The organism is Serratia sp. LS-1, from assembly GCF_003719595.1.
Classification (GTDB): Bacteria; Pseudomonadota; Gammaproteobacteria; order Enterobacterales; family Enterobacteriaceae; genus Serratia; species Serratia ureilytica.
Map to the genome: position 1 here is coordinate 4,374,484 of NZ_CP033504.1, position 25,333 is coordinate 4,399,816.

At 59.3% G+C, this 25,333-nt stretch carries 27 protein-coding genes; 16 read left to right on the plus strand and 11 right to left on the minus strand.

Annotation, left to right across the window (positions count from 1 at the left end; translation table 11 throughout):
• Positions 1-8: 8 nt before the first annotated feature.
• Positions 9-1,205 (minus strand): glycine C-acetyltransferase, encoded by a 1,197-nt coding sequence (kbl, locus tag EDY99_RS20870; protein ID WP_033645197.1) that lies wholly within the window; start codon positions 1,203-1,205, stop codon positions 9-11.
• A gap of 240 nt (positions 1,206-1,445) precedes the next feature.
• Between kbl and rfaD the strand changes: the two genes are divergently transcribed.
• From rfaD to EDY99_RS20900, 6 genes are read left to right on the plus strand one after another with little or no spacing between them, the layout of a single operon-like run.
• Positions 1,446-2,375 (plus strand): ADP-glyceromanno-heptose 6-epimerase, encoded by a 930-nt coding sequence (gene rfaD, locus EDY99_RS20875; RefSeq protein ID WP_122016978.1) that lies wholly within the window; start codon positions 1,446-1,448, stop codon positions 2,373-2,375.
• 22 nt (positions 2,376-2,397) lie between these two features.
• The gene (gene rfaF / locus EDY99_RS20880) at positions 2,398-3,444 is read left to right on the plus strand and encodes an ADP-heptose--LPS heptosyltransferase RfaF (RefSeq protein ID WP_047025854.1); all 1,047 of its coding nucleotides are present in this window, start codon (positions 2,398-2,400) and stop codon (positions 3,442-3,444) included.
• Between the two features lie 2 nt (positions 3,445-3,446).
• The gene (gene rfaC / locus EDY99_RS20885; protein WP_033645194.1) at positions 3,447-4,412 is read left to right on the plus strand and encodes a lipopolysaccharide heptosyltransferase RfaC; all 966 of its coding nucleotides are present in this window, start codon (positions 3,447-3,449) and stop codon (positions 4,410-4,412) included.
• Positions 4,409-5,575, plus strand: coding sequence for a glycosyltransferase (locus EDY99_RS20890; RefSeq protein WP_101452717.1), 1,167 nt, complete (start codon positions 4,409-4,411; stop codon positions 5,573-5,575). The genes rfaC and EDY99_RS20890 overlap by 4 nt, the downstream gene beginning before the upstream one ends.
• A gap of 28 nt (positions 5,576-5,603) precedes the next feature.
• A complete protein-coding gene (locus EDY99_RS20895; RefSeq protein ID WP_033645192.1) occupies positions 5,604-6,845 on the plus strand; it encodes an O-antigen ligase in 1,242 nt (413 codons plus the stop codon).
• Positions 6,842-7,822, plus strand: coding sequence for a glycosyltransferase (locus tag EDY99_RS20900; protein WP_069099995.1), 981 nt, complete (start codon positions 6,842-6,844; stop codon positions 7,820-7,822). The genes EDY99_RS20895 and EDY99_RS20900 overlap by 4 nt, the downstream gene beginning before the upstream one ends.
• Positions 7,823-7,858: 36 nt before the next feature.
• Here EDY99_RS20900 and EDY99_RS20905 read toward each other — a convergent pair whose 3' ends face one another.
• Together EDY99_RS20905 and EDY99_RS20910 are read right to left on the minus strand one after the other, a co-directional pair.
• The gene (locus EDY99_RS20905) at positions 7,859-8,953 is read right to left on the minus strand and encodes a glycosyltransferase family 9 protein (protein ID WP_033645190.1); all 1,095 of its coding nucleotides are present in this window, start codon (positions 8,951-8,953) and stop codon (positions 7,859-7,861) included.
• 8 nt (positions 8,954-8,961) lie between these two features.
• Positions 8,962-9,918, minus strand: coding sequence for a polysaccharide deacetylase family protein (locus EDY99_RS20910; RefSeq protein WP_033645189.1), 957 nt, complete (start codon positions 9,916-9,918; stop codon positions 8,962-8,964).
• Between the two features lie 210 nt (positions 9,919-10,128).
• On the opposite strand from EDY99_RS20910, the gene rfaQ reads away from it, so the two are divergent.
• The 3 genes from rfaQ to EDY99_RS20925 are packed head-to-tail and all read left to right on the plus strand — an operon-like array spanning position 10,129 to position 13,438.
• Positions 10,129-11,211, plus strand: coding sequence for a putative lipopolysaccharide heptosyltransferase III (gene rfaQ / locus EDY99_RS20915; RefSeq protein WP_046687972.1), 1,083 nt, complete (start codon positions 10,129-10,131; stop codon positions 11,209-11,211).
• Positions 11,208-12,335: a glycosyltransferase family 4 protein gene (locus EDY99_RS20920; RefSeq protein WP_033645187.1), complete on the plus strand. Its 1,128-nt coding sequence runs from the start codon at positions 11,208-11,210 to the stop codon at positions 12,333-12,335. Before rfaQ ends, EDY99_RS20920 begins: the two co-directional genes overlap by 4 nt.
• 2 nt (positions 12,336-12,337) lie before the next feature.
• Positions 12,338-13,438: a glycosyltransferase gene (locus EDY99_RS20925; RefSeq protein ID WP_033645186.1), complete on the plus strand. Its 1,101-nt coding sequence runs from the start codon at positions 12,338-12,340 to the stop codon at positions 13,436-13,438.
• A gap of 44 nt (positions 13,439-13,482) precedes the next feature.
• On the opposite strand, the gene EDY99_RS20930 is transcribed toward EDY99_RS20925, so the two are convergent.
• Complete coding sequence (locus EDY99_RS20930; RefSeq protein WP_033645185.1) at positions 13,483-14,496, minus strand: glycosyltransferase family 9 protein; 1,014 nt, start codon at positions 14,494-14,496, stop codon at positions 13,483-13,485.
• 125 nt (positions 14,497-14,621) lie between these two features.
• On the opposite strand from EDY99_RS20930, the gene waaA reads away from it, so the two are divergent.
• The 3 genes from waaA to coaD are packed head-to-tail and all read left to right on the plus strand — an operon-like array spanning position 14,622 to position 17,162.
• Entirely contained in the window at positions 14,622-15,899 is a 1,278-nt protein-coding gene (waaA, locus tag EDY99_RS20935) for a lipid IV(A) 3-deoxy-D-manno-octulosonic acid transferase (RefSeq protein WP_019452200.1), read from the plus strand.
• Positions 15,900-16,673 carry a glycosyltransferase family 2 protein gene (locus tag EDY99_RS20940; RefSeq protein ID WP_033645184.1) on the plus strand — a complete coding sequence of 258 codons (774 nt, stop codon included), beginning with the start codon at positions 15,900-15,902 and terminating at the stop codon, positions 16,671-16,673. It begins immediately after the preceding gene.
• A 3-nt stretch (positions 16,674-16,676) separates the two neighbouring features.
• Entirely contained in the window at positions 16,677-17,162 is a 486-nt protein-coding gene (coaD, locus tag EDY99_RS20945; protein WP_033645183.1) for a pantetheine-phosphate adenylyltransferase, read from the plus strand.
• Between the two features lie 3 nt (positions 17,163-17,165).
• Here coaD and mutM read toward each other — a convergent pair whose 3' ends face one another.
• The 4 genes from mutM to radC form a co-directional block, all read right to left on the minus strand.
• A complete protein-coding gene (mutM, locus tag EDY99_RS20950; protein WP_046687975.1) occupies positions 17,166-17,981 on the minus strand; it encodes a bifunctional DNA-formamidopyrimidine glycosylase/DNA-(apurinic or apyrimidinic site) lyase in 816 nt (271 codons plus the stop codon).
• Between the two features lie 81 nt (positions 17,982-18,062).
• Positions 18,063-18,230, minus strand: coding sequence for a 50S ribosomal protein L33 (gene rpmG, locus EDY99_RS20955; RefSeq protein WP_002442576.1), 168 nt, complete (start codon positions 18,228-18,230; stop codon positions 18,063-18,065).
• Positions 18,231-18,241: 11 nt separating this feature from the next.
• Positions 18,242-18,478, minus strand: coding sequence for a 50S ribosomal protein L28 (gene rpmB, locus EDY99_RS20960; RefSeq protein ID WP_004931195.1), 237 nt, complete (start codon positions 18,476-18,478; stop codon positions 18,242-18,244).
• A 262-nt stretch (positions 18,479-18,740) separates the two neighbouring features.
• A complete protein-coding gene (gene radC, locus EDY99_RS20965; RefSeq protein WP_016929682.1) occupies positions 18,741-19,424 on the minus strand; it encodes a DNA repair protein RadC in 684 nt (227 codons plus the stop codon).
• Positions 19,425-19,607: 183 nt separating this feature from the next.
• Between radC and coaBC the strand changes: the two genes are divergently transcribed.
• The 3 genes from coaBC (at position 19,608) to slmA (ending at position 22,109) form a co-directional block, all read left to right on the plus strand.
• Positions 19,608-20,825 (plus strand): bifunctional phosphopantothenoylcysteine decarboxylase/phosphopantothenate--cysteine ligase CoaBC, encoded by a 1,218-nt coding sequence (gene coaBC / locus EDY99_RS20970; protein WP_033634306.1) that lies wholly within the window; start codon positions 19,608-19,610, stop codon positions 20,823-20,825.
• A complete protein-coding gene (gene dut, locus EDY99_RS20975) occupies positions 20,803-21,261 on the plus strand; it encodes a dUTP diphosphatase (protein WP_033652257.1) in 459 nt (152 codons plus the stop codon). Before coaBC ends, dut begins: the two co-directional genes overlap by 23 nt.
• 251 nt (positions 21,262-21,512) lie before the next feature.
• Positions 21,513-22,109: a nucleoid occlusion factor SlmA gene (gene slmA, locus EDY99_RS20980; RefSeq protein ID WP_025304700.1), complete on the plus strand. Its 597-nt coding sequence runs from the start codon at positions 21,513-21,515 to the stop codon at positions 22,107-22,109.
• A 31-nt stretch (positions 22,110-22,140) separates the two neighbouring features.
• On the opposite strand, the gene pyrE is transcribed toward slmA, so the two are convergent.
• Positions 22,141-22,782 carry an orotate phosphoribosyltransferase gene (gene pyrE, locus EDY99_RS20985; protein WP_116286935.1) on the minus strand — a complete coding sequence of 214 codons (642 nt, stop codon included), beginning with the start codon at positions 22,780-22,782 and terminating at the stop codon, positions 22,141-22,143.
• Positions 22,783-22,878: 96 nt separating this feature from the next.
• Positions 22,879-23,595: a ribonuclease PH gene (gene rph, locus EDY99_RS20990; RefSeq protein ID WP_025160305.1), complete on the minus strand. Its 717-nt coding sequence runs from the start codon at positions 23,593-23,595 to the stop codon at positions 22,879-22,881.
• 126 nt (positions 23,596-23,721) lie between these two features.
• Here rph and EDY99_RS20995 point away from each other — a divergent pair, with 126 nt between their 5' ends.
• Positions 23,722-24,585: a YicC/YloC family endoribonuclease gene (locus EDY99_RS20995; protein ID WP_015379441.1), complete on the plus strand. Its 864-nt coding sequence runs from the start codon at positions 23,722-23,724 to the stop codon at positions 24,583-24,585.
• Positions 24,586-24,639: 54 nt separating this feature from the next.
• Here the strand turns inward: EDY99_RS20995 and EDY99_RS21000 are convergent, their stop codons facing one another.
• Positions 24,640-25,029 (minus strand): hypothetical protein, encoded by a 390-nt coding sequence (locus EDY99_RS21000; protein ID WP_116286936.1) that lies wholly within the window; start codon positions 25,027-25,029, stop codon positions 24,640-24,642.
• Positions 25,030-25,333 lie beyond the last annotated feature (304 nt).

A 25,333-nucleotide genomic window follows, 5' to 3' on the forward strand; every position in this document is an offset into this window, starting at 1 on the left:
GTTTTACCTTATGCAATAACGCCAAGATCCTTACCGATACGTGTAAACGCCGCCACTGCGCGTTCGATTTGCTCCGGGGTGTGGTCGGCGGACATCTGGGTGCGGATGCGCGCCTGGCCTTTCGGCACCACCGGATAGAAGAAACCGGTCACATAGATGCCTTCCTTGAGCAACGCATTGGCGAATTCCTGCGCCAGCTTCGCCTCCCCCAGCATGACCGGGATGATGGCGTGATCGGCGCCGGCCAGGGTGAAGCCGGCGGCGGTCATTTTTTCGCGGAACAGACGCGCGTTGGCCCACAGGCGATCGCGCAGCGCATCACCCTCTTCCAACAGTTCCAGCACTTTGATCGACGCGGCGACGATCGCCGGCGCCAGCGAGTTGGAGAACAGGTATGGGCGCGAGCGCTGGCGCAGCCACTCCACCACTTCTTTCTTGGCGGCGGTGTAGCCGCCGGACGCGCCGCCCAGCGCCTTGCCTAACGTACCGGTAATGATATCGACGCGGCCCATCACTTCGCAGTATTCATGGGTGCCGCGCCCGTTGGCGCCGACAAAGCCCACCGCGTGGGAGTCATCCACCATCACCAGCGCCTGATACTCGTCCGCCAGATCGCAAACCCCTTTCAGGTTGGCGATCACGCCGTCCATCGAGAACACGCCGTCGGTGGCGATCAGAATGTGGCGCGCGCCGTCGGCTTTGGCCTGTTTCAGCTGCGCGGCCAGCTCGGCCATGTCGTTATTGGCGTAGCGATAGCGCTTGGCCTTGCACAGCCGCACGCCGTCGATGATCGACGCATGGTTCAACGCATCGGAGATAATGGCGTCTTCCGGGCCGAGCAGGGTTTCGAACAGCCCGCCGTTGGCGTCGAAGCAAGAGGAGTACAGGATCGCGTCTTCCATGCCCAAAAAGGCCGCCAGTTTCTGTTCGAGCTGCTTGTGGCTGTCCTGGGTGCCGCAGATGAAGCGCACCGACGCCATGCCGAAACCGTGGCTGTCCATCCCCGATTTGGCGGCGGCGATCAGCGCCGGATGGTTGGCCAGGCCCAGGTAGTTATTGGCGCAGAAGTTGATCACATGGCTGCCGTCGGCGACGGCGATGTCCGCCTGTTGCGCGGAGGTAATGATGCGTTCTTCCTTGAACAGCCCTTCACTGCGCGTGGCGGCAAGCTGTTGTTCCAACTGCTGATAAAAAGACGCTGACATTCGGTTATCTCCAGGATTGGGCTAATTGCGGCATATTTTACTGATTTGTAACCAAACTGACGAGAATGCGCGGGAGAGAATATTAAAATTGCAGCAGATATCACGGCAAACGGCGGACTTCAATGGCAATGCGGGATATTCGGAGCCCTTCCGCTGTTTGCCGCGGCATGAAATGCTATGATAACCGCCATTGAGCGTGGGGCATTGTGCCCCACCAGGCAGCTTAGCAGGGGTAACCCAATGATTATCGTTACTGGCGGCGCCGGCATGATCGGCAGCAACATCATTAAGGCACTGAACGACAAGGGATATCGCGATATCCTGGTGGTGGACAACCTGAAAGACGGCACCAAGTTCGTCAACCTGGTCGATCTGGACATCGCCGACTATATCGATAAAGAAGACTTTATCGCCAGCATCGTGGCCGGCGACGATCTGGGCGAGATCGAAGCGGTGTTCCACGAAGGCGCCTGCTCTGCGACCACCGAGTGGGACGGCAAGTACATGATGGACAACAACTATCAGTACTCCAAAGACCTGCTGCACTACTGCCTGGATCGCGAAATTCCGTTCCTGTACGCCTCCTCCGCCGCCACTTACGGCGGCCGCGAAGAGTTTATCGAAGAGCGTCAGTATGAAGCGCCGCTCAACGTGTACGGCTATTCCAAATTCCTGTTCGATCAGTACGTGCGTGAGATCCTGCCGGAAGCGGACTCGCAGATCTGCGGCTTCCGCTACTTCAACGTTTACGGCCCGCGCGAAGGCCACAAAGGCAGCATGGCCAGCGTCGCCTTCCACCTGAACACCCAGATCAACCGCGGCGAAAACCCGAAACTGTTCGCCGGCAGCGAAAACTTCAAGCGTGACTTCATCTACGTCGGCGACGTGGCGGCGGTCAACCTGTGGTTCTGGGAAACCGGCAAATCCGGCATCTTCAACTGCGGCACCGGTCGGGCGGAAACCTTCCAGGCGGTGGCTGACGCGGTGGTGGACTTCCATCAGCAAGGCGCGGTGGAATACATCGAGTTCCCGGAGAAGCTGAAGGGCCGCTATCAGGCGTACACCCAGGCCGATCTGACCAAGCTGCGCACCGCCGGCTACGACGCACCGTTCAAAACGGTCGCCGAAGGCGTGAAAGAGTACATGGCCTGGTTGAACCGCACCGCATAAGCTGAAGGAATTAACGCTGGGTATGAAAATACTGGTTATCGGCCCTTCTTGGGTTGGCGACATGATGATGTCGCAAAGTCTCTATCGCACCCTGAAGGCCGAATACCCGTCGGCGGAGATCGATGTGATGGCGCCGGCCTGGTGCCGCCCGTTGCTGGCGCGCATGCCGGAAGTCAATCAGGCGCTGGCGATGCCGCTGGGCCACGGCGCGCTGGGGCTCGGCGAACGCCGCCGCCTGGGGCGCGCTCTGCGCGCCAACCGTTACGATCGCGCTTACGTTCTGCCCAACTCGTTCAAATCCGCGCTGGTGCCTTTCTTCGCCGATATCCCGCAGCGCACCGGCTGGCGGGGCGAAATGCGCTACGGCCTGCTGAACGACGTGCGCGTGCTCGACAAGGCGGCTTTCCCGCTGATGGTGCAGCGCTATGTGGCGCTGGCCTATGACAAAGGCCGCGTTCAGCGCGCCGACGATCTGCCGCAGCCGCTGCTGTGGCCGCAGCTGCGGGTGAGCGACGAAGAGATCGCCGAAACCACCTCAGCCTTCAACCTGACCGACAGCCGCCCGATCGTCGGCTTCTGCCCAGGCGCGGAGTTCGGCCCCGCCAAGCGCTGGCCGCACTATCACTACGCGGCGCTGGCTCAACGGCTGATCGAGAGCGGCTATCAAATCGCGCTGTTCGGTTCGGCAAAAGACCATGAGGCCGGCGAACAGATCCGCGCCGCGTTGCAGGACGACGCGCGCGATTTCTGCCTTAATCTGGCCGGAAAAACCCAGCTGGAGCAGGCGGTGATCCTGATCGCGGCCTGCCGGGCGGTGGTCAGCAACGACTCCGGTTTAATGCACGTTGCCGCAGCGTTGAACAAACCGCTGATAGCCTTGTACGGCCCAAGCAGCCCCGACTTCACGCCGCCGCTCTCCGACAAGGCGCGGGTGATTCGCTTAATCAGCGGCTACCACAAGGTGCGTAAGGGCGATGCCGAACAGGGGTATCACCAAAGTTTGATCGATATTCAGCCGCAGCAAGTGTTGGATGCGCTGACGCCGTTGCTTGTCGCCAGCGAGGAATAGTCATGCAGGTGTTAATCGTAAAAACGTCCTCGATGGGAGACGTGCTGCATACGCTGCCCGCCCTGACCGATGCGCTGCAGGCCATTCCCGATATCCGCTTCGACTGGGTAGTGGAAGAAGGTTTCAGCCAAATCCCCACCTGGCACCCGGCGGTGGATCGCGTGATCCCGGTGGCCATTCGCCGCTGGCGCAAAAACTGGTTCGGCAGCGACACCCGACAGCAGCGCTGCGACTTCAAGCGCGCGCTGCAAGAACGCCGTTACGACGTGGTGATCGACGCGCAGGGCCTGATGAAAAGCGCCGCGCTGATCACGCGCGTCGCCAAGGGCAACAAACATGGCCCGGACTGCAAAAGCGCGCGCGAACCGTTCGCCAGCTGGTTCTACAACGTGCGCCATGAGATAGACAAACGGCAGCACGCGGTGGAACGCACGCGCGAGCTGTTCGCCAAAAGCCTCGGCTACGATAAACCGGGCAGCTACGGCGACTATGCCATCGCCGCGCGTTTTCTCAGCCAGCCGCCGGTCGATGCCGGTCAATATCTGGTGTTTTTGCACGCTACGACCCGCGACGACAAGCATTGGCCGGAGCAGAACTGGCGCGAGCTGATCGCGCTGACGGCCGACAGCGGGCTGAAGATCAAACTGCCCTGGGGGGCGGAGCATGAACATCAGCGCGCGCTGCGGTTGGCGGAAGGTTTCCCACATGTCGAGGTGCTGCCGAAGCTCAGCCTGCAGCAGGTGGCTGACGTGCTGGCGGGCGCCAGGGGCGTGGTCTCGGTCGACACCGGGCTAAGTCATCTGACCGCCGCGCTCGACAGACCGAACATCACGCTGTTCGGGCCAACCGATCCCGGCCTGATCGGCGGCTATGGGCAAAATCAGCACTCGCTGATTTCGCCGGAAAAAAGCATGGCGACAATCGACGCCGATACGGCATGGCAGGCGTTGCAAAAGGTTATAGCATGAAAAAACTGCATATTATCAACCTGGGTAAAATGGGCGGCGTCGAGCGCCTGTTCCTGCAGTACATCAACGATACCACCGACGGCAGCAACCAGGTCTTGTGCATCAGCGGCGACATTGGCGAAGAGATCCGCCGCCAGTTGCCTGCGCATCAGCCCGTCACCTTCGCCAACCGCCTGATCAATGCACTGCCGTTGCGCTGCCCGCAGTTCCTGCGCAAATTTTTGCTGAAGTGGAAAATTGAACGGGCGAACGCCGATGTGGTGATCGTCTGGGACCTGGTTCCGGGGCTGGCGGCCAAACCCAAGCGCGGCAAGCTGGTTTACTACGATCACGGCTGCTCCTGGCGTTACCCCAAGAATAAAAAGACGCTGCGTTTCTTCGCCATGCTGGACGGCGTCATTTCCGCTTCACACGCGTCGAAGCGGGTGATGGAGCTGCGCTTTAATCTGCCTTGCCCCAATCACGTGGTGATCAACCGCATCAAGACGCCGGCGGGGATCGACACTGCGCCGAAAACGCTGTCGCAACCGGTCAGGATCGGCACGGCCTCACGCCTGGTCAGCCTGAAAGGCATCAGCGTTTCATTATTGATGATGCAGGAGCTGCGGCGGCGCGGGCATGACGTCACGCTGGAAGTGGCCGGCAAAGGGCCGGATCGCGCGGCGTTCGAGGCGCTGGCGACTCGGCTTCAGCTCGGCGACCGCATCACTTTCAGCGGTTATCAGGATGACGTCGCCGGCTTCTTCAATCGCACGCACATCTACATGAGCACGCCGATCACCGAGCCGTTCGGCTTGTCCTGCATGGAATCGCTCTATTTCGGCGTGCCGGTCATCTTCCCGCAGGTTGACGGCCAGCCGGAAGCGGTGAAAGACGGCGTCTGCGGCATTGGCCTGGTTCCGTCGGTCACCATCGAACAACACCGGCAGCTCACCGATATCGAGGTCGACTTCCCGCATGAAGTCTACGATCCGTTAACCGACAGCCTGGTGTCGCCCAAGCTGTTGTCGCATATCGACTGTGCGGATGCCGTTGAGACATTGCTGGCGGGCGAAACCTACCAGACGTTGAGCCGAAACGCGCAGCGCTATCCTGCTGAACATTTCAACTATGCTCAGTTCAAAGCTGAGTTTGACGACACGCTGCGATCCTTCATCGTTTAATCAACACGTGAGCCGGAAAACACGCCCGATGCTAAAACAAAAAACGCCGCACCCTGCCTTCAGTTATTTGATTTATCTGGGATGCGCCATCGCTTTTTGCACCATTCCTTTCGGTTCCGCGACCGGACGCAATCTGTTTTACGTTTCCAGCTACATCGCCTTTATCGCCGTTTGCCTGTATCCGCGCTACTACTTCAGCAACGTTAAAAATCTGCTGTTGCCCGCGCTGATGTTCTGCGTCGGCATGGGCACCATCCTGTGGATGCATCACTTCAAACAGCCGGGTGAGTACATCAACATTTATCGCTCTTATATGTCGACCGGCAAACTGCAGCTCGCAACCGCTTTCATCTTGCTGATTGCGCTCAATGAGCGGCTGTGCGTGCAGCGCCTACTGATCGTCGTGGCCCTCGTTACCGGCCTGGCGATCAACGGCTATTCTCTCTATCAGGGATTGCGGCTGGATATTCCTCGCGTGGAGCTTAACTTCGATCGCGCCACGGTCGCTGCCTATCTGATGACCGCCATCGATCTGGTGATGATGCAAGCCATCCTGATGCTGCGCACCCGCTACCGCCTGGTGCTGTACATTGCGGCGTTCCTGCTTTCCTTCTCTGCGTTGGTGCTGACCGGCACCCGCGCGGCGATGCTGGTTTACCCGGTGGCGATTTGTCTGTCGCTGCTGGCGACCAAGCATCTGGTTTCCAGGAAACACAAGCTCGCGTTGATGGCCTCGGTACCGCTGCTGCTCGTAGCCTGCGGCCTGGTGTTCAAACCGCAGATAGAAGAACGCATTCAGGCCTTTGAGACCGACATGCGTCTGATGGATCAGCCACAGACTGAAAACTCGATCATTTCCCGACTGTCGATGCAAACGCTGGCATGGCGCACCGGCTCACAAGCTCCTTGGGGTCAATCCGCCGAGCAGCGCGGTGAAGAGATCCGCGCCATCGTCGCGCAGCAACCTCGCCTGTCTGGCGTCATGCCTTACATCAACGTGCATCTGCATAACGAGCTGCTGGAAACCTATTCGCTCAAGGGGGTCTGGGGGACGTTGCTGTTGCTGGCGCTGTATATCGGCCTGTTCTTCTCTTCATTCCGGCCGCAGCGCAACGCGCTGTTGCTGAGCGTGAGCGCCAGCCTGTTCGTTTACGGTCTTAGCGATGTCATCTTCTTCAGCACGGAAGGCACCGTCATGTTCTGTCTGGCGCTGATCGCCGCCGTGCTCTCCGTGGCGAAACCGCCTTCCGCCCAGGAGCAGACCGCGTGAAAACTCATCAGCCACCGCTGCTCAGCGTTATCGTGCCGTTTTACAATAACGAAGCGTTCGTCATCGCTGCGCTGGATTCGTTATTTACGCAGATTTCTGATGAGATTGAGGTGGTCATCATCGACGATGGCTCTACCGATGCGTCAGGGGCGCTGGTCAGCCGGTATCTGGCGCAGCGGCAGCATCCGCACGTGGCTTTTATTTCACAGGCCAACGGCGGCATTGCGCACGCCCGCAATGTCGGCCTGCAGCGAGCCACCGGGCGCTACGTCACCTTTCTCGACGGCGACGATCTGCTGAGCGACGACTATCTGGCGATCCTGCGGCCCCTGCTGATCGCCGATGAATATGACCTGATCGATTTTAATTATCAGAAGTTCACCGAACAACCGCCGAAACCCGAGAACCGCGCGACGCAGCCCGCAGCCTACGACTTTTCCTCGTTGGGGCTGGGCAGCCTGCAACCGCTGTTCGCACGCTCGATGTGGCACCTCTGGAGCCGGGTATATAAGCGCACGCTGCTGGCAGGGGAAACGTTCGAAGACGGCAGGCGTTATGAAGACGTGATTTTCACGCCTTTTCAGTATTTCAAAACTCGCCGCATCGCCCATCTTGACTGCGAACTCTATTTCTACCGGGATAACAGCCAGGGCATCACCCGCAATATCAAACCCAAAGATATTGAAGATTTGCTGTTCGCCATGGAGAAGATGCTGCGCTTTGTGGCGCAGCATCCTGGGGATGAGCCGCTGCGCCGGTTGGCCGCCCTGATGCTGGCCAACTGCTTTTCCGAGGTGAAAAGCATGTCCAAGGCGGTGTACGGTTATTATCATTACGCGCCGGCAACGCTGCAAATTCTGCGCCGCGCCGCCGCTGTCTGCCGCAACAGCGACGTGCCGGGCAAAAAAGTCCGCCAGATGCGCTATGCGCGAGTGGATACCTTTCTTTCGAAGCTGCGCGGGCGCAAACCACGCTAACCGCATCGGCCTGGCGGCCGATGCGTCGCCGCACCTCTAGCGCGCTAAAGGCACGTGCGCGACCAGTTCGTCATAAATCCGCTGCGGCTGAATGACCCCCATCGGGCTTTCCGCCTCCAGCGGCATCGTATAGCCGGTACGCGACACCTGAATGATGCGGTGCAGTTCAGGATCCTGAATCGGCCCGGTGGAGCGTGAATCGGCGGTCACGAACAGGCTGATGGTTTTCACCTTCAGCGCCACCGCCAGATGCAGCGGCCCGGTGTCGCCGGTGACCAGAACATGGAAACTGTCGAGCAACGTCAGCAAGCCTTGCAGCCCCGTTTTACCGATTTGATTATCCACGCAGGCCAGCGTTTGCGGGCCGATCAGGCTCATAAACTGTTGGGCTTTGCCGTCGTCAAGCGGTGCGCCAATCAGCACGATGCGCACATTGGGGTGCTTCGCCACCAGCTCATCGGCCAGGCGCGCATAGTGCGACACCGGCCAGCAACGCGACTCCGTCGATGCCCCAAGTTGAAAACCGATGGTGGGATGGTCGCTGCTTTTGACGCCGCGCTGATAGTCCACGGGAATTTCCATCGTCGGATCGTCGCTGCGGCAACCCAAAATGGAAATCAGCTCCAGCTTGCGGCGCACGAAATGGCCGTAATAATGGAAGATATAGTTGGTTAACCAAGGTTCCAGCCCGCAAATGCCCGAGCTGTAGTTATCCCTGATGATGTACTTTGCCCCCGCCATGACGGCGCTGATGATGTCATAAGGCAGGTGAGAGTGCAGGATCAGCGCCAAATCCGGCTGATGTTCGCGCAGCGATTTCAGCAATGGGCGTATCGTCTTGATCTTGCTGTCCCAATACACCACGCGATCGTAATAGCGGCCGTTTTCCACCAGTTCGCGGTTTTTCTTGTGCACCACCAGCGTGATGTGCGCGTTGGGATAGCGTTCCCTCATCGCCCTCAGTGCCGGCGTGTTGAACATGAAGTCGCCCAACGCCGTGGTGGAATAGATGACGATATTGTCAAACTGCTGGGCGCCGTCGAACGTCGCCTTGTCCTGAAAACGGCCGTACTTCGCCGTATAGCGCCGCAAAAACCAGTCGGCAACCTTGATTTTCCATTTCTTCGACATGTGCGTGCTTAGTTCGCTTTAAGTTGATAATACTCGGCCAGCGTCATGCCCACCGTGCGCTGCTGCAGCCAGTCAAACAGCTGCTCCAGATCGCGGTACAGCACTTCGATATCCTGCTCGGTTTTGAACGTCGGGCTGCCGCCCGGCATAAACTCGGAGGAGTGCAGCATAAACTCGACGTAGTCATGCCCCTGCGCCAACGACGTCTCGGCCACGCTTATCATCTTGGCCACGTTGCCGCCACTCGGCCGCAGCCAGTTGACGGACGGCGAACGCCGCTTGCCGCGCAGCCGATCATAGCCCTGCTTGAACGCATTCATCAGCGCCGAATGCTTGTACTGGATGCTCATCGGCACTTCCAGCAGCGACGAAGCGCCCGGCTTGGCGATGTTCTGCGGATCGATGAAATAGGCCTGCGACGGGAACCGGCTGTAATCGGTACCGCCGTTGCCCTGCGGGTTGCCCGGCGAAAACTGCCAGTTGACCCGCGGCGTGACCGAACAATCCACCTGATAGCCGTATTCCAGCAGCAGTGAGGCATAGTATTCGTTGAACGCCCAACGGCCGGCGCGATGGCTGAGCATTTTGGTCTGGAAGGCGTCCTCCAGCAGTTTGGTCATGTGGTCGACTTTGGCGCGTATCTGATCGGCGGGATACTCGATCAAATAAGGCTTGTGGCGCCAGTCGTCATCGGTGAGCGGCGTCAGCGGCGGGCTGTTCCAGGCGTGCAGATGCATGCCGACTTCACCGGCACCGCGGGCGATCACGTCACGCGCGAACTCGACGTAAGCCGGATCCATCGCCATTTCATAGTTGGTGAGATAAACCGGCTTGAAGGCATATTTCTCGCACAGCGCCTGAAAGCGCGGCAAGAAACGCGTGTTTTCGGTCGCGATGCGATCGTGGTTTTGCCACAGATTATCGCCTTCGGTATCAATGGTGATGAGAAACGCCGGTTTAGTCATGAATATCGAACCTGATATCAACAGAATACGCTATGTTACGCAGCCCGTTTCGCCAGGGCAAACGACTTTGCTGCCTGGTTTGGACAACGTTGAAGCGCATTCGTCCCCGGCTCGGCGATTTTTTTGCGGCCCGGCAAGAAAACCGTGCAACAGTAGCCACATGCGATCGGGTCATTTAGAATCAAAGATTGGTTTCCCAGAAAGCGACTCATGATGAACGACGCGCCAGCCCCAACTTCCGCCCCATCCGTACAGCGTATTTTGATCATAAAACTGCGCCATCACGGCGATATGCTGCTGGTCACGCCGGTCATCAGCAGCCTGCGGCAACACTACCCGCAGGCGCAGATCGATGTGCTGCTGTATCAGGAAACGCAGGAGATGCTGGCCAGTAATCCGGAATTGTCGACGCTGTTCGCCATCGACCGCCAATGGAAAAAACAGGGCGCCCGCGCGCATCTGGGGCACGAGCTGGCGCTGCTGCGTCGTCTGAAGGCGCAGCGCTACGATCTGGTAGTCAACCTGGCCGATCAGTGGCGCAGCGCCATTATCACGCGCCTGACCGGCGCGCGCATCCGTCTGGGCTTCGATTTCCCTAAACGCCGCGGCTTCCTGTGGCGCCACTGCCACACGCAGCTGGTGCCGGTCGACAATCACGCCCACCTGCATACCGTCGAACAAAATCTCTCGCTGCTGGCGCCGCTGAACCTGCCCGCGCTCAGCGAACATGTGACCATGAGTTATGAGCCACAAGATTGGCAGGCTTGTGAGCAACGGTTGCAGAAACAGGGCGTCGCCGGCAGTTATATTGTGGTGCAGCCCACCTCGCGCTGGTTCTTCAAATGCTGGAGCGAAGAGAAAATGGCCGCCACCCTCACCGCCTTGCAGGCCGACGGCCACCAGCTGGTGATCACCTCCGGCCCCGACGCCAGAGAAAAAGCCATGGTCGAGCGCATTTTGGCGCTCTGCCCGCCGCAGGGCGTGATCTCGTTGGCCGGCCAGCTGACGCTGCGCCAGCTGGCCGCCCTGATCGACCACGCCAAGCTGTTTATCGGCGTGGATTCGGTGCCGATGCACATGGCCGCCGCGCTGCAAACGCCGTGCGTGGCGCTGTTCGGCCCTTCCAAGCTGACTTTCTGGCGGCCATGGCAGGCTACCGGCGCCGTGATCTGGGCCGGCGACTTCGGCGAACTACCCGATCCGGACGCCATTGATACCGGCACCGACGAACGGTATCTCGACCTTATTCCTACAGACGCGGTGATTGCAGCCGCGCGGAGCACGCTGGCATGAAAGCATTTCGTTTGGCGATCGTTCGCCAAAAATACCGCCCGGACGGCGGAGCCGAACGTTTCGTTTCCCGCGCCCTGGAAGCGCTGGAACAACAGGATCTCGATCTGAACGTCATCACCCGCGAATGGCAGGGTGACGCCAATCCCAACTGGCATATCCACCTGTGTAACCCGTTGAAACTAGGCCGCATCAGTCGCGAACGGGGCTTCGCCGTGGCGGCCAGGGCGCTGTGGCAGAAAGAGCGCTTCGATCTGGTGCAAAGCCATGAGCGCATTCCCGGCTGCGATATCTACCGCGCCGGCGACGGCGTACACCGCCGCTGGCTGCTGCAACGCGCGCGGCTGCTGCCCGAGTGGCGCCGCAAGTGGCTGTTTTCCAACCGTTATCACCGCTATGTGATGTGCGCCGAGCGCGCCATGTACGCCGCACCGGAGCTGAAAGCCGTCATCTGCAACGCCGAAATGATCAAACGGGAAATCATCGCCGACTTTGGCGTGCCCGCCGACAAAATCACGGTGATCTATAACGCCATCGACAATCAAAAGTTCCTGCCCGCCGACGAGGCCCAGCGCCGACGCCTGCGTGAGCAATATCAGATCCCGCAACAGGCGCACTGCCTGATCTTCGTCGGCTCCGGTTTCGAGCGCAAAGGGCTGGCCGCCGCCATCCGCGCCGTGGCGGCGACCGACAGCCACCTCTTGGTGGTCGGTAAAGACAAAGCCGAAAAGCGTTACCGGGCGCTGGCGCAGTCGCTGGGCTGCGGCGATCGCATTCACTTTATGGGCGTGCAGAAGCAGACTCTGCCGTTCTATCAGGCCGCGGATGCGCTGCTGCTGCCGACGCTTTACGATCCGTTCCCGAATGTGATTCTGGAAGCGATGTCCTGCGGCCTGCCGGTTATCACCAGCACCACCTGCGGCGGCGCCGAGTTTATCACCCCGGGCCAGAACGGCTTCGTGACCGACGCGCTCGACGTGCCGGCCATCACGGAAGCCATTCGGGCGCTGCCGCGCCAGGCGCTGGGATCCTCCATGGGCGAAGCGGCAAGATTGCGCATTATGACGGCTACGCCGGCGCATCTCTCCGAACAGCTCATTTCCCTCTATAACCGGTTACTGGATTAGCTATGCGTATTCTGATGATCATCGATGGCCTGCCGGGAGGCGGCGCGGAAAAAGTGGTGCTGACCCTGTGCCAAGGCATGCAGCAACAGGGGCATGACGTCAGTCTGATCTCGCTGCGTGACGTCTGCAATTACCCTATCCCGTCAGGCATTGATTATCAGGTGGTGGCCGATCGCAGCCGTGCCCCCTGGCGCAAGCTGACCGAGCTGTCGCGCCGCGCCGCCGCGCTGGATCGGGCGGTAGCCGAACACGAGCGCCAAAACGGCGCGTTCGATCTGGTGTTCTCCAACCTGCACAAAACCGATCGCATCGTCAGCCGCAGCAAGCGGCTGGCTTCGGATCGCCTGTGGTTCTGCATTCACGGCATTCTCTCCACCTCCTACCTCGGCCACCGCAAAGGCCTGGATCGCTGGCTCAAGCAACGTAAAATCGCCAACGTTTACCAGGGGAGAAATATCGTCGCCGTTTCACAGGCGGTCGGCGGCGATCTGCAGCAGAATTTGCCGATCCACCCGCGTCGGCTGGCGGTCATCAATAACCCGTTCGACATCGACGCCATCCGGCAACAGGCGGCGGCACCTTGCGAACTGGCCGGTCAGGACTATCTGGTGCACGTCGGCCGCTTTCACGCCACCAAGCGGCATGACCGCCTGCTGAAAGCCTATGCGCAATCCGGTATTCAGGCGCCGCTGGCTTTGATCGGCACCGGGGATGACGCCCGCGTCGCCGAGGTCAAGCGTCTGGCGGCAGACTTGGGTATCGCAGAGCGCGTGCTGTTCCTCGGCTTCCAGGCCAATCCCTATCCGTTTATCCGCCATGCCTCGCTGTTGGTGCTCAGCTCCGATAGCGAAGGGTTTGGCAATGTGCTGGTAGAATCGCTGTTGTGCGGCACGCCGGTGGTCAGCACCCGCTGTCCGGGCGGCCCTGCGGAAATTCTGGAAAAAGCCGGCATGGCTAACGCGTTGGCGGAATTAAACGAAGCGTCGCTGGCAGAAAAAATGGCGGAAATTTACGCCAATCCGCCGCAGATAAATCAACAGCAATTGCTGAGCTATGGGCTGGAGCCTATTTGCCGTCAATATATTGAGCTGAAAGAAAAATAATAAAGTAATAAATAAGGCAGGTGATACCTGCCTTATTTTCTTCGCTAGCTTAGCGCCTGCATTTTCTGCCAAACCTCATCGACAGAAACATCTTCACAGTGCCCCGACTCACTCTGCAAAATATGATGACGGCCGGTCCATGGATGCCAGGACGTTTTATCGGTATCGCCAAAGAACACCACCATATCCTTATTCAGCGCGGCGGCAAGATGCATCTGCCCGCCGTCGCTGCACAGCACCCGGTCGCATAAATCGAACCCGCCCAACAGCTCGCGCACCGAGGCCGTCGGATAAAGCGCAACGCGTTCGTTTTGGCACAACGCCAACAGCTGTTCTGCGCGCTGCTGATCGCCGATGTCGTCCGGCGCCAGCGTGCCCTGCGGCGACCAGAAGATCAGCACGCCGGTGCGGGGATCGGCGGTCAGGCGGTTGATGATTTCGGCATAGCGTTCAACCGGCCAGCGCCTTTTCGGGCTGCGGCTGCTGATATGCACGGCGCAAACCCGTTCGACCGACGGCAGGCGTTCCTGCAGCCGCTGCGCCGCCAGCTGCCGCTCTTCCGGCGTCAGGAATACCCGCACCGGCGGGATCGGAATGGCTTGATCGGTTATCGCCGATAAATAGCTGTAGGTGTGTTCGACCTGATGTAGACCGCGGAAATCGTCCTTGCGGAACGGGCGCTGAATATCTTTCGTGCCCAAATCGGCGCCGATGATATGGGTGGCGCCGGCCATTTTCGCTAAACGCAGGCTGTATTTGCAAGGCACCGGGTTAGCCAGAATGACCGCATCGAACTTTATTTTGCGCAGCTTCAGGAAGATCATCAGACGTTCGAAATAAACGCCCAACGTCGTTTCATTTTTCGCCTTGTGCTTGGCCTTTTTATAGACAAAGACTTTCTCGAGATGAGGGTTGTTTTTAACAACGTCCTGGCTGACTTTATTGATCAGCAGATAAACTTTTGCGTCTGGATAGGCAATTTTCACCCCTTCAATCAGAGGCGTGGTGCAAACAAGATCGCCGATGTTGTCGCGGCGAATAATTAAAATATTCTTCATTCCGAGCCTATCGGCGAAATCGCTCGCCGGTTGTCTGAAACTGACACCCAAGGTTACCAAATTAGCGCCTTTCCCTTCCAGTTATGGTACTATTCCGAATAACCCATATAAATGAAATTGATAGAATGTTGCTGCGTTTATATCAGGTACTACTCTACCTCATCCAACCCCTGATCTGGCTCCGCTTACTGCTGCGCAGCCGCAAAGCTCCAGCCTACCGTAAACGCTGGGCGGAACGCTATGGCTTCTGCGCCGGGAAAGTCGTGCCGGGCGGCATTATGCTGCATTCCGTCTCCGTCGGCGAAACGCTGGCGGCCATCCCGCTGGTGCGGGCGCTGCGCCATCGTTACCCCGCTTTGCCGATAACTGTGACCACAATGACCCCGACAGGTTCAGAACGCGTCCAGTCCGCTTTCGGCAAAGACGTGCATCATGTCTATCTGCCCTACGATCTGCCCGGTTCCATGAACCGCTTCCTCGACCAGGTGAATCCCAAGCTGGTGATCATCATGGAAACCGAGCTATGGCCTAACCTGATCAACGCACTGCATCAGCGGCAAATCCCCCTGGTGATCGCCAATGCGCGCCTGTCGGCGCGATCCGCCGCCGGCTATAAGAAAATTGGCGGATTCATGCGCGATATGCTGCGCCGCATTACGCTGATCGCCGCACAGAACCAGGAAGACGGCGATCGTTTTATCGAACTGGGCCTGAAACGCTCGCAGCTGGCCGTTACCGGCAGCCTGAAATTCGATATCTCCGTCACCCCGGAACTGGCCGCCCGCGCCGTTACGCTGCGCCGCCAATGGGCGCCGCGCCGCCCGGTGTGGATCGCCACCAGCACCCATGAAGGCGAAGAAACCATCTTGCTCGAAGCGCACCGCAAGCTGCTGGAAAAACACCCCGACCTGCTGCTGATCCTGGTGCCGCGCCACCCGGAACGCTTCCCGACCGCCAAGGAACTGGTACAGAAGGCCGGCTTCAGCTACACCCTGCGCAGCAGCGGCGAAATCCCGTCCGGCAGCACCCAGGTGGTGATCGGCGATACCATGGGCGAACTCATGCTGTTGTACGGCATCGCCGATCTGGCCTTTGTCGGCGGCAGCCTGGTGGAACGTGGCGGGCATAACCCGCTGGAAGCCGCCGCCCACGCCATCCCGGTGCTGATGGGCCCGCACACCTTCAACTTTAAAGACATCTGCGCCAAGCTTTCGCAGGCCGAAGGCCTGATCACCGTGACCGACGTGGATTCGCTGGTAAAGGAAGTGGAAACCCTGTTGACCGACGAAGACTACCGCCGTTACTACGGCCGCCATGCGGTGGAAGTGTTGTATCAGAATCAGGGAGCGTTGCAGCGCCTGCTGCAGCTGCTGGAACCGCACCTGCCGCCCCGGAGTCACTGAATGAGCAGCCGCAAAAGCCTGTCGGTGGTGATGATCGCCAAAAACGAAGCCGGGCTGTTGCCGGACTGCCTGCGCTCTGTCGCCTGGGCCGATGAAATCATCGTGCTGGACTCCGGCAGCGAGGACGACAGCGTCGCCGTCGCCGAAAGTCTGGGCGCCAAAGTCTTCACGCACACCGACTGGCAAGGATTCGGCAAGCAGCGCCAGCTGGCGCAAAGCTACGCCAGCCATGACTACGTATTGATGATCGACGCCGACGAACGCGTCACCCCCGAACTGCGGCAATCCATCGAGCGGGTGTTGAACGCGCCGGACGACGGCGCCGTTTACAGCTGCGCGCGGCGCAACCTGTTCCTTGGCCGCTTCATGCGCCACAGCGGCTGGTATCCCGACCGCGTCAACCGCCTGTACGCCAATTCACGCTATCGCTATAACGACGATCTGGTGCACGAGTCGCTGAACATCGGCGACGCCAAAGTGATCCCCCTCAGCGGCGATATGCTGCACCTGACCTGCCGCGACTTCTTCGCCTTTCAGCGCAAACAGCTGCGCTATGCCGAAGAGTGGGCCACACAGCGCCACCGGGCCGGCAAGCGTTGCGGCTATCTGTCCATCCTGACCCACACGCTCGGCGCCTTCGTCAAAACCTGGCTGCTGCGGGCCGGCTTCCTCGACGGTAAACAGGGGTTGCTGTTAGCGGTGGTCAACGCGCAATATACCTTCAATAAATATGCCGCATTATGGGCATTGGGCCGCAACTACTCAGAGAAGTGAATCATGACCAGCAAAGCCATCTATCCCGGGACCTTCGATCCCATGACCAACGGCCACCTGGATTTAGTGACGCGCGCGTCGCTGATGTTCGATCACGTGATTCTGGCCATCGCCGCCAGCCCGAGCAAAAAGCCGCTGTTCAGCCTGGATGAGCGCGTGGCGCTGGCGACGCAGGTCACCTCGCATCTGGACAATGTGGAGGTACTGGGCTTCAGCGAGCTGATGGCGCATTTCGCCGCTCACCAGAATGCCAATATCCTGGTGCGCGGCCTGCGGGCGGTGTCTGACTTTGAGTATGAACTGCAGCTGGCGAACATGAACCGCCATTTGATGCCGACGCTGGAAAGCGTGTTCCTGATGCCTTCCGAAGAGTGGTCGTTCATCTCCTCCTCACTGGTGAAGGAGGTCGCCCGCCACGGCGGCGATATCGCGCCTTTCCTGCCCGATGTGGTCACTCAGGCGCTGATGGCGAAGCTCGCCGCCGCGTGATACTCAGCGCTGGCAGCGTCGGCAAAAGAAGGTGCTGCGTTGCCCGTGCTTGGCGGATTCAATCGGCGTGCCGCATGCGCGGCAGGGTTCTCCCGCCCGTCCATAAACCTGCAGCTCCTGCGCGAAGTACCCCGGTTTGCCGTCCGACTGCAAAAAGTCGCGCAATGTGGTGCCGCCCTGCTCGATGGAGCGTTGCAACACCGCCTTGATGGTCTTCGCCAACAGCGCCGCTTCGGCTTTGGTCAAGGATCCCGCCGGACGATCGGGCAGGATCCCGGCGCTGAACAGCGATTCACTGGCGTAAATGTTACCGACCCCGACCACCAGCTTATTATCCATCAGCCACGGTTTGATCAGCGTGCGCTTATTACGTGATTTTTCATACAGGTAGTCACCGTTGAACGCCTCACTCAGCGGTTCCGGCCCCAGATGCGCCAACACGCTGCTGGTCGCCAGGTCTTCGCACCACAGCCAGGCGCCGAAGCGGCGCGGATCGGTATAGCGCAGGATCATACCGTTGTTGATCACCAGATCGACGTGGTCGTGTTTGCCGGCTTCGTCTTCGTTTTCCTCACGCAGCATGCGCAGGCTGCCCGACATGCCCAGATGCACGATAATCCAACCGCGCTCCAGCTCAATCAGCAGGTATTTGGCCCGACGCTGCACGCTGAGCACCGGCTGATCGCTCAGCGTCAGGATCTGCTCGGAAACCGGCCAGCGCAGGCGCGCGTTGCGCACCACCGCATACTGAATGCTGTGGCCGACAAGATAAGGCTCTATACCGCGTCTGCTCGTCTCAACTTCCGGTAATTCAGGCATCTGGCTTCCCCTCCGATGTTTTCTACCCTTTATAAAACAAAAAACCCGGCCAAGGCCGGGTTTTTCATTAATCCACTAAAATTATTTAATTTTAGCTTCTTTGTATACTACGTGCTGACGGACAACTGGATCGAATTTCTTCAGTTCCAATTTTTCCGGCTTAGTACGCTTGTTCTTCGTGGTGGTATAGAAGTGACCAGTACCAGCAGAAGAAACCAGCTTGATCTTCTCGCGAACACCTTTAGCCATGATTCAGTTCCTTAATACTTCTCACCACGGGCACGCAGATCGGCCAGAACCGTCTCAATACCCTTCTTATCGATAACACGCATACCTTTAGCAGATACACGCAGAGTTACAAAGCGCTTCTCAGCCTCAACCCAAAAACGGTGTGAGTGCAGGTTAGGCAGAAAACGGCGTTTGGTCGCGTTCATTGCGTGGGAACGGTTGTTACCGCTCACCGGGCGCTTGCCAGTAACTTGGCAGACTCGGGACATGTCTATTCTCCAAAAATCAAATCAGCTCGAGCTTCGTATAGGGTATGGCCGCCTCGTCAGGCTTTTAGAGCCCATCTCAGCAAACTTCATACTGAGGAGACTCTCGTCATCAGGTAGAAACCACACATCAGGTCAGAAACCTGCTGAGATAGGCTCTTGCGCCAAACCCAAGATTCTCAAAGGTGGCGTAGTATACGCTCTGAAGCGTAAGTGCTCAAGTCCCGAACAGCTAAAGATCCCACAAGGATCGCGAAAAAATCGCTTAAAGCCATCCGCGCTCGGCAAAAGAGACGCATTCACCCCGACCGATCACCAAATGATCGAGCACTCGGATCTCCAATAACTGGCAGGCTTTCACCACCTGTTCAGTTATCAAACGGTCGGCATGACTGGGTTCAGCCTTACCCGAGGGGTGATTATGCGCGAGAATCAGCGCGGCGGCATTAGCCTTCAACGCTTCACGCACAATTTCTCTCGGGTAGACGACGACGCTGCTGATGGTACCAGCAAACATCTCCTGATGGCGAATAACCCGATGCTGATTGTCTAAAAACAATACCAAAAAGACCTCTCGCTCACGATGCGCCAGCAGGCTTTGCAGATAATGCTGGGTGACGCGCGGGTTAAGCATGGCGTTTTCCTGCGAGAGATGGCTGGAAAAGAAGCGAAGCGCCAGCTCGGCAATCGCCTGCAGCTGCGTATAGCTGGCGTCGCCCAGGCCTTTTTGACTGCAAAACGCCTGATGATCGGCCGACATCAGATGGTAAAGCGAGCCGAATCGGCGCAGCAGCTGCTCCGCCAGCTGCATTACGTGCACGCCGGGCAACCCGGTGCGCAAGAAAATGGCCAACAGCTCTGCGTCGGACAGCGCCGCGGCCCCCTGCATCAACAGCTTTTCACGCGGCGCCAGCGCGCCCGGCCAGCACGCCACAGTCGGGTTGCTCATCGTGTTCCTCCCTGAAAGGGCTACAGCATGCCATGCGCCCCCCGGCGCGTTCGACAGGTGTTTGATAACATTGCGAAGTGTTTCGCAAAGCACAATGTAACGCCCTGCAGCCATTGCGGAATCGCTCACCTGAACGGCGGATATGCTAAAATGGCGCATCTTTCGGCTTTCAATCGGACAATGATGATGACGGGACTTTCCGGCAAACATATTGTGCTTGGCATCAGCGGCGGCATCGCCGCCTACAAATGCCCAGAGCTGGTGCGCCGCCTGCGCGACAGGGGCGCGGAAGTGCGCGTGGTGATGACCCACGCCGCCAAGGCGTTCATTACGCCGCTGACGCTACAGGCCGTTTCCGGCCACCCGGTGTCCGACGATCTGTTGGATCCCGCCGCCGAAGCCGCCATGGGCCACATCGAACTCGGCAAATGGGCGGATCTGGTGATTCTGGCGCCGGCGACCGCCGATCTGCTGGCGCGCGTCGCCGCCGGCATGGCCAACGATCTGCTGACTACCGTCTGCCTGGCGACCGACGCCCCTATCGCCGCCGCCCCCGCCATGAACCAGCAGATGTATCGCGCCGCCGCCACGCAGGCCAACCTGCAAACGCTGCAGGCGCGCGGCATGCTGCTCTGGGGGCCGGACAGCGGCAGCCAGGCCTGCGGCGACGTTGGCCCGGGCCGCATGCTGGATCCGCTGGACATCGTCGAGCTGGCGAACGGTCATTTCTCCGCCCCGCAGGATCTGCAACATTTGCAGGTTATGATCACCGCCGGCCCGACGCGCGAAGCGCTGGATCCGGTACGCTTCATCAGCAATCACAGCTCCGGCAAAATGGGCTTCGCCATCGCCCGCGCCGCCGCCGCCCGCGGCGCGCAGGTGACGCTGATCGCCGGGCCGGTGAGCCTGCCGACGCCGCCGAAGGTCACACGCGTGGACGTCACCAGCGCGCTCGAGATGGAGCAGGCGGTGCAACAGCGCGCCGCTCAGCAGCAGATTTTCATCTCCTGCGCCGCCGTAGCCGACTACCGTCCCGAGCGGATCGCCGATGAAAAAATAAAAAAACAGGGTGATGAAATCGTCCTCAAGATGGTAAAAAACCCCGATATCGTCGCCGGCGTGGCGGCGATGACCAAAAATCGACCGTTTGTCGTGGGGTTTGCCGCCGAAACCCAGAATGTGGAAGAATACGCGCGGCAAAAACTGGCGCGTAAGAAGCTGGATTTGATTTGCGCTAACGATGTATCGCTCGCAGAGCACGGGTTCAACAGCGACACCAATGCCCTGCACCTTTTTTGGCAGGATGGAGAGAAACGCCTGGCGCTGAGCGACAAGGCACTCCTTGGCCAACGTTTAATAGACGAGATAGTCAGCCGTTATGATGAAAAAAATCGACGTTAAGATCCTCGACCCGCGCATCGGTCAGGATTTCCCGCTACCGACCTACGCCACTCCGGGCTCAGCCGGTCTCGACCTGCGCGCCTGCCTGGACAGCGCGGTGGAGCTGGCGCCGGGTGAAACCACGCTGCTGCCTACCGGTCTCGCGATCCATATCGCCGACGCCGGCCTGGCGGCGGTGATCCTGCCGCGCTCAGGCCTGGGCCACAAGCACGGCGTCGTGCTGGGCAATCTGGTCGGCCTGATCGACTCCGATTATCAGGGCCAGCTGATGGTGTCGGTCTGGAACCGCGGCCAGAAGTCATTCACTATCGAACCGGGCGAACGCATCGCGCAGATGGTCTTCGTGCCGGTGGTGCAGGCCGAGTTCAACCTGGTGGAAGAGTTCGACAGCAGCGAGCGCGGCGAAGGCGGCTTCGGCCACTCGGGGCGCCACTAAGCGCCACTCAATGCACGATGGCCGGCAGGGAAACGTCGCCTGAACCTTGCCTTTCCGGGGAGAAGGATGTCTCTGCGGCAAGGTTTTACCGCGACAATTGCAGCGCACACCAGGCAGCGCGGAAAAAGGCCGTTAAGGCCGCTGACCCCAGCATCGTAAAAAAGCTATCACATAAGCCGCACAGAGCCTGCTCTGCAGCGGCCGGTGCCCGGGTTTCCGTCAGTTAAGTTTTAGCAAGGGTCTAATCAGACATGGCAGAAAAAGAAAATACGAAAAGGAATCGGCGCGAGGAAATATTGCAGGCGTTAGCCCAGATGCTGGAATCCAGCGACGGCAGCCAGCGCATTACCACCGCCAAGCTCGCCGCGAACGTGGGTGTTTCTGAAGCTGCGCTGTACCGGCATTTCCCCAGCAAGACACGGATGTTCGACAGTCTGATCGAGTTTATCGAAGACAGCCTGATCACCCGCATCAACCTGATCTTGCAGGACGAGAAAGAGACGTTTAATCGTCTGCGCCTGATTTTACTGCTGATTCTGGGCTTTGCAGAACGCAACCCGGGGCTGACGCGTATCATGACCGGCCACGCGCTGATGTTTGAACAGGATCGCCTGCAGGGCCGCATCAACCAGCTGTTCGAACGCATCGAGGCGCAGCTGCGTCAGGTGCTGAAAGAGCGCAAATTGCGCGAAGGCAAAGGCTTCATCGTCGATGAAACGCTGTTGGCCAGCCAGCTGCTGGCCTTCTGCGAAGGCATGTTGTCGCGCTATGTGCGTTCGGAATTCCGCTATCGCCCAACGCAGGAATTCGACGCCCGCTGGCCGCTGTTGGCGGCCCAGCTGCAATAACGATAACGCCGGGCATGCCCGGCGTTTTTACTTATATCCCGTACTGCTCGCGGTAAGCGCGCACCGCCGCCAGGTGGTCCGCCATTTCCGGTTTCTCTTCCAGATAAGCGATCAGGTCCTTCAGCGTCACGATCGAAATCACCTTGCAGTGGTAGTCGCGTTCCACTTCCTGAATGGCGGAGATGTCCGCGCGGCCGCGTTCCTGGCGGTCGAGGGAGATCAGCACGCCCGCCAACGAAGCGTCGCTGGCGCCGATGATTTCCATCGACTCACGGATCGCGGTACCGGCGGTGATCACATCGTCCACCAGCATCACGCGGCCCTGCAGCGGGCTGCCCACCAGCGAACCGCCCTCGCCGTGGGTCTTGGCTTCCTTGCGGTTAAAGCAGTAAGGCACGTCGCGCTCATGGTGTTCCGCCAGCGCAACCGCCGTGGTGGTGGCGATAGGAATGCCTTTATAGGCCGGGCCAAACAGCAGATCGAAATCGATGCCGGAATCCATCAGGGCTTCGGCGTAGAAGCGCCCCAACAACGCAAGATCGCGCCCGGTATTAAACAGGCCGGCGTTGAAGAAATACGGGCTGGTGCGGCCGGATTTCAGGGTGAACTCGCCGAATTTCAATACCTGCTTGTTAAGCGCGAACTCGATAAACTGGCGCTGATAGGCTTTCATTACTGCTTCTCCTCGTCTGAATCTGCTTGGGTCTTGTCATTACTGCCGCCCGATCGGCGGGCATAAAAAAGGCGACTTCTCAGTCGCCTTGAAAAATTAGTCCGCCAGCGCCGCTTTCTGCGCCTGGAAGATGGTTTCGATGCCTCCTCGGGCCAGCGCCAATAGCGCCAACAGCTCATCGTGGCTGAACGGCTCGCCTTCGGCGGTGCCCTGCACTTCAATCATGCGGCCGTCTTCCATCATCACCACGTTCATGTCGGTTTCCGCCGCGGAATCTTCCACATACTCCAGATCGCACAGCGCTTCGCCGTTGACGATGCCGACGGAAACCGCCGCCACCATGCCCTTCATCGGATTGGCTTTCAGCTTACCGTTGGCCACCAGGGTGTTCAGCGCATCGGCCAGCGCCACGCAGGCGCCGGAGATGGAAGCGGTGCGGGTACCGCCGTCGGCCTGCAGTACGTCGCAGTCGAGAGTGATGGTGAATTCACCGAGCTTTTTCAGATCCACCGCGGCGCGCAGCGAACGGGCGATAAGGCGCTGGATCTCCAGCGTGCGGCCACCCTGTTTGCCTTTGGCGGCTTCACGGGCGTTGCGGCTGTGGGTGGAGCGCGGCAGCATGCCGTACTCGGCGGTGATCCAACCTTGCCCCTGGCCTTTCAGGAAGCGCGGAACGCCCTCTTCTACCGTGGCGGTGCACAAGACTTTGGTATCGCCAAACTCAACCAGCACTGAACCTTCAGCGTGTTTGGTATAGTGACGGGTCAGTGTCAGGGGGCGAACTTGCTGTGGTGCTCTGCCTGCAGGACGCATGGGCTCTCTCCGGCTTCAAATCAACTATTGGCTGCGCATTATACGGGCTTCGTGACGTAATGCCTATCCTGCCCGCAGCCGCGACGCTATAATCGCCCCATCTTTTCCTATTACGGGTACGCATCAATGATCCGCAGCATGACCGCCTACGCCCGGCGTGAAATCAAGGGTGAATGGGGCAGCGCAGCCTGGGAGCTGCGTTCCGTTAACCAGCGCTACTTAGAAACCTACATCCGCCTGCCGGAACAATTCCGCAGCCTGGAGCCGGTGATCCGTGAACGTATCCGTGGCCGCCTGACCCGCGGCAAAGTCGAATGCAACCTGCGTTTTGAACTGGATCCAAGCGCGCAAAGCTCGCTGATCCTGAACGAAAAACTGGCCAAACAGCTGGTCGAAGCCGCCAACTGGGTGAAAATGCAGAGCGACGAAGGGGAAATCAACCCGATCGACGTGCTGCGCTGGCCGGGCGTGATGTCCGCGCAGGAGCAGGATCTGGACGCCATCAGCGCCGAGCTGATGCAAGCGCTGGACGGCGCGCTGGATGACTTTATCGTCGCACGCGAAAGCGAAGGCGCCGCGCTGAAAACGCTGATCGAACAGCGCCTCGACGGCGTCAGCGCCGAAGTGGTCAAAGTGCGCGCCCAGATGCCGAACATCCTGCAATGGCAGCGCGAGCGCCTGGTCAGCAAGCTGGAAGAGGCGCAGGTGCAGCTGGAAAACACTCGCCTGGAGCAAGAGCTGGTGCTGATGGCGCAGCGCATCGACGTCGCCGAAGAGCTGGATCGCCTGGAAGCGCACGTGAAAGAGACGCACAACATCCTGAAGAAGAAAGAAGCCGTCGGCCGCCGCCTCGACTTTATGATGCAGGAATTCAACCGCGAATCGAACACCCTGGCCTCCAAGTCAATCAATGCCGACGTCACCGCCTCCGCCATCGAGCTGAAGGTGCTGATCGAACAGATGCGCGAGCAGATCCAGAACATCGAGTGATCCGCTCCGCACGCCATCAAGCCCGCGCCACGCGGGCTTTTTTATGGCTATAGATCAGCGATAGGCGGCCGCCTGTTCCTCACCGATCAACCCCATTGTCTGCAGTTGCACCGCAATGCTCCAGGTTGAACGCTCGAACTCATCGCTCAGCGCCTCCAGCGTCGTCCCGGCCGCATGGCTCTCGCGCAGCCGCAGTTTTTCTTCTTCCGGCCAAGGGAAGTAGGCATTGGCCGGCCGGCCCTCGGCCAGATTCTTCTGCCGCTTTTCTTCCGGCGTCAGCCTGGCTTTTTTCTGCAGTTCAGATTCACCGTCAAACTCGTCGGCCAACGCGAACAGCAGGCGGATAGCCTCCGGCGCGCAGGCCGCTGAAGCCGGTCTCAATAGCTCGCCGGTGTCGGGATTAACGCCGTTGGCCAGCGCCCTGAGCAACGTGCCGATATTCATCGTTCGTCTCCTTGTTCGATAAAATGCGCGCCGATCGCGACCGGCGCCTTGTCCAAACATGTTTCTCTTCCTCAGCCAAGAAAGCCACGCTTTGCGCCATGAAAAATCGCCCATTGCGAGCCATATTCCAGGTGCCTGAACGTGCGGGACGGTGGTTGCATCAGGCTGCGAGCCGGCAGGCATCATGGAAGACGGCTCACTAAGGCACTTCGGGGGCTTATGAAAAACTGCCGAGCAGCGCGTGCGGATGACAATCGGCAAGATATCCCGCACGCCATAAGTATTTTGTTCTAATTATCACGCA

Excerpts from the sequence above, each read along its gene's own strand:
- EDY99_RS21000 (WP_116286936.1), bottom strand. The coding sequence starts at position 25,029 with ATGAATATCGGCACGTTGCTCAGGGCGCTGGCCAACGGCGTTAATCCC.
- coaBC (WP_033634306.1), top strand. The coding sequence starts at position 19,608 with ATGATGACGGGACTTTCCGGCAAACATATTGTGCTTGGCATCAGCGGC.
- rfaD (WP_122016978.1), top strand. The coding sequence starts at position 1,446 with ATGATTATCGTTACTGGCGGCGCCGGCATGATCGGCAGCAACATCATT.
- EDY99_RS20895 (WP_033645192.1), top strand. The coding sequence starts at position 5,604 with ATGCTAAAACAAAAAACGCCGCACCCTGCCTTCAGTTATTTGATTTAT.
- rpmG (WP_002442576.1), bottom strand. The coding sequence starts at position 18,230 with ATGGCTAAAGGTGTTCGCGAGAAGATCAAGCTGGTTTCTTCTGCTGGT.
- EDY99_RS20925 (WP_033645186.1), top strand. The coding sequence starts at position 12,338 with ATGCGTATTCTGATGATCATCGATGGCCTGCCGGGAGGCGGCGCGGAA.
- rfaF (WP_047025854.1), top strand. The coding sequence starts at position 2,398 with ATGAAAATACTGGTTATCGGCCCTTCTTGGGTTGGCGACATGATGATG.
- rfaC (WP_033645194.1), top strand. The coding sequence starts at position 3,447 with ATGCAGGTGTTAATCGTAAAAACGTCCTCGATGGGAGACGTGCTGCAT.
- rph (WP_025160305.1), bottom strand. The coding sequence starts at position 23,595 with ATGCGTCCTGCAGGCAGAGCACCACAGCAAGTTCGCCCCCTGACACTG.
- rfaQ (WP_046687972.1), top strand. The coding sequence starts at position 10,129 with ATGATGAACGACGCGCCAGCCCCAACTTCCGCCCCATCCGTACAGCGT.
- EDY99_RS20940 (WP_033645184.1), top strand. The coding sequence starts at position 15,900 with ATGAGCAGCCGCAAAAGCCTGTCGGTGGTGATGATCGCCAAAAACGAA.
- waaA (WP_019452200.1), top strand. The coding sequence starts at position 14,622 with ATGTTGCTGCGTTTATATCAGGTACTACTCTACCTCATCCAACCCCTG.
- kbl (WP_033645197.1), bottom strand. The coding sequence starts at position 1,205 with ATGTCAGCGTCTTTTTATCAGCAGTTGGAACAACAGCTTGCCGCCACG.
- EDY99_RS20905 (WP_033645190.1), bottom strand. The coding sequence starts at position 8,953 with ATGTCGAAGAAATGGAAAATCAAGGTTGCCGACTGGTTTTTGCGGCGC.
- EDY99_RS20890 (WP_101452717.1), top strand. The coding sequence starts at position 4,409 with ATGAAAAAACTGCATATTATCAACCTGGGTAAAATGGGCGGCGTCGAG.
- mutM (WP_046687975.1), bottom strand. The coding sequence starts at position 17,981 with ATGCCTGAATTACCGGAAGTTGAGACGAGCAGACGCGGTATAGAGCCT.
- EDY99_RS20920 (WP_033645187.1), top strand. The coding sequence starts at position 11,208 with ATGAAAGCATTTCGTTTGGCGATCGTTCGCCAAAAATACCGCCCGGAC.
- EDY99_RS20995 (WP_015379441.1), top strand. The coding sequence starts at position 23,722 with ATGATCCGCAGCATGACCGCCTACGCCCGGCGTGAAATCAAGGGTGAA.
- dut (WP_033652257.1), top strand. The coding sequence starts at position 20,803 with ATGATGAAAAAAATCGACGTTAAGATCCTCGACCCGCGCATCGGTCAG.
- pyrE (WP_116286935.1), bottom strand. The coding sequence starts at position 22,782 with ATGAAAGCCTATCAGCGCCAGTTTATCGAGTTCGCGCTTAACAAGCAG.
- coaD (WP_033645183.1), top strand. The coding sequence starts at position 16,677 with ATGACCAGCAAAGCCATCTATCCCGGGACCTTCGATCCCATGACCAAC.
- slmA (WP_025304700.1), top strand. The coding sequence starts at position 21,513 with ATGGCAGAAAAAGAAAATACGAAAAGGAATCGGCGCGAGGAAATATTG.
- EDY99_RS20930 (WP_033645185.1), bottom strand. The coding sequence starts at position 14,496 with ATGAAGAATATTTTAATTATTCGCCGCGACAACATCGGCGATCTTGTT.
- radC (WP_016929682.1), bottom strand. The coding sequence starts at position 19,424 with ATGAGCAACCCGACTGTGGCGTGCTGGCCGGGCGCGCTGGCGCCGCGT.
- rpmB (WP_004931195.1), bottom strand. The coding sequence starts at position 18,478 with ATGTCCCGAGTCTGCCAAGTTACTGGCAAGCGCCCGGTGAGCGGTAAC.
- EDY99_RS20910 (WP_033645189.1), bottom strand. The coding sequence starts at position 9,918 with ATGACTAAACCGGCGTTTCTCATCACCATTGATACCGAAGGCGATAAT.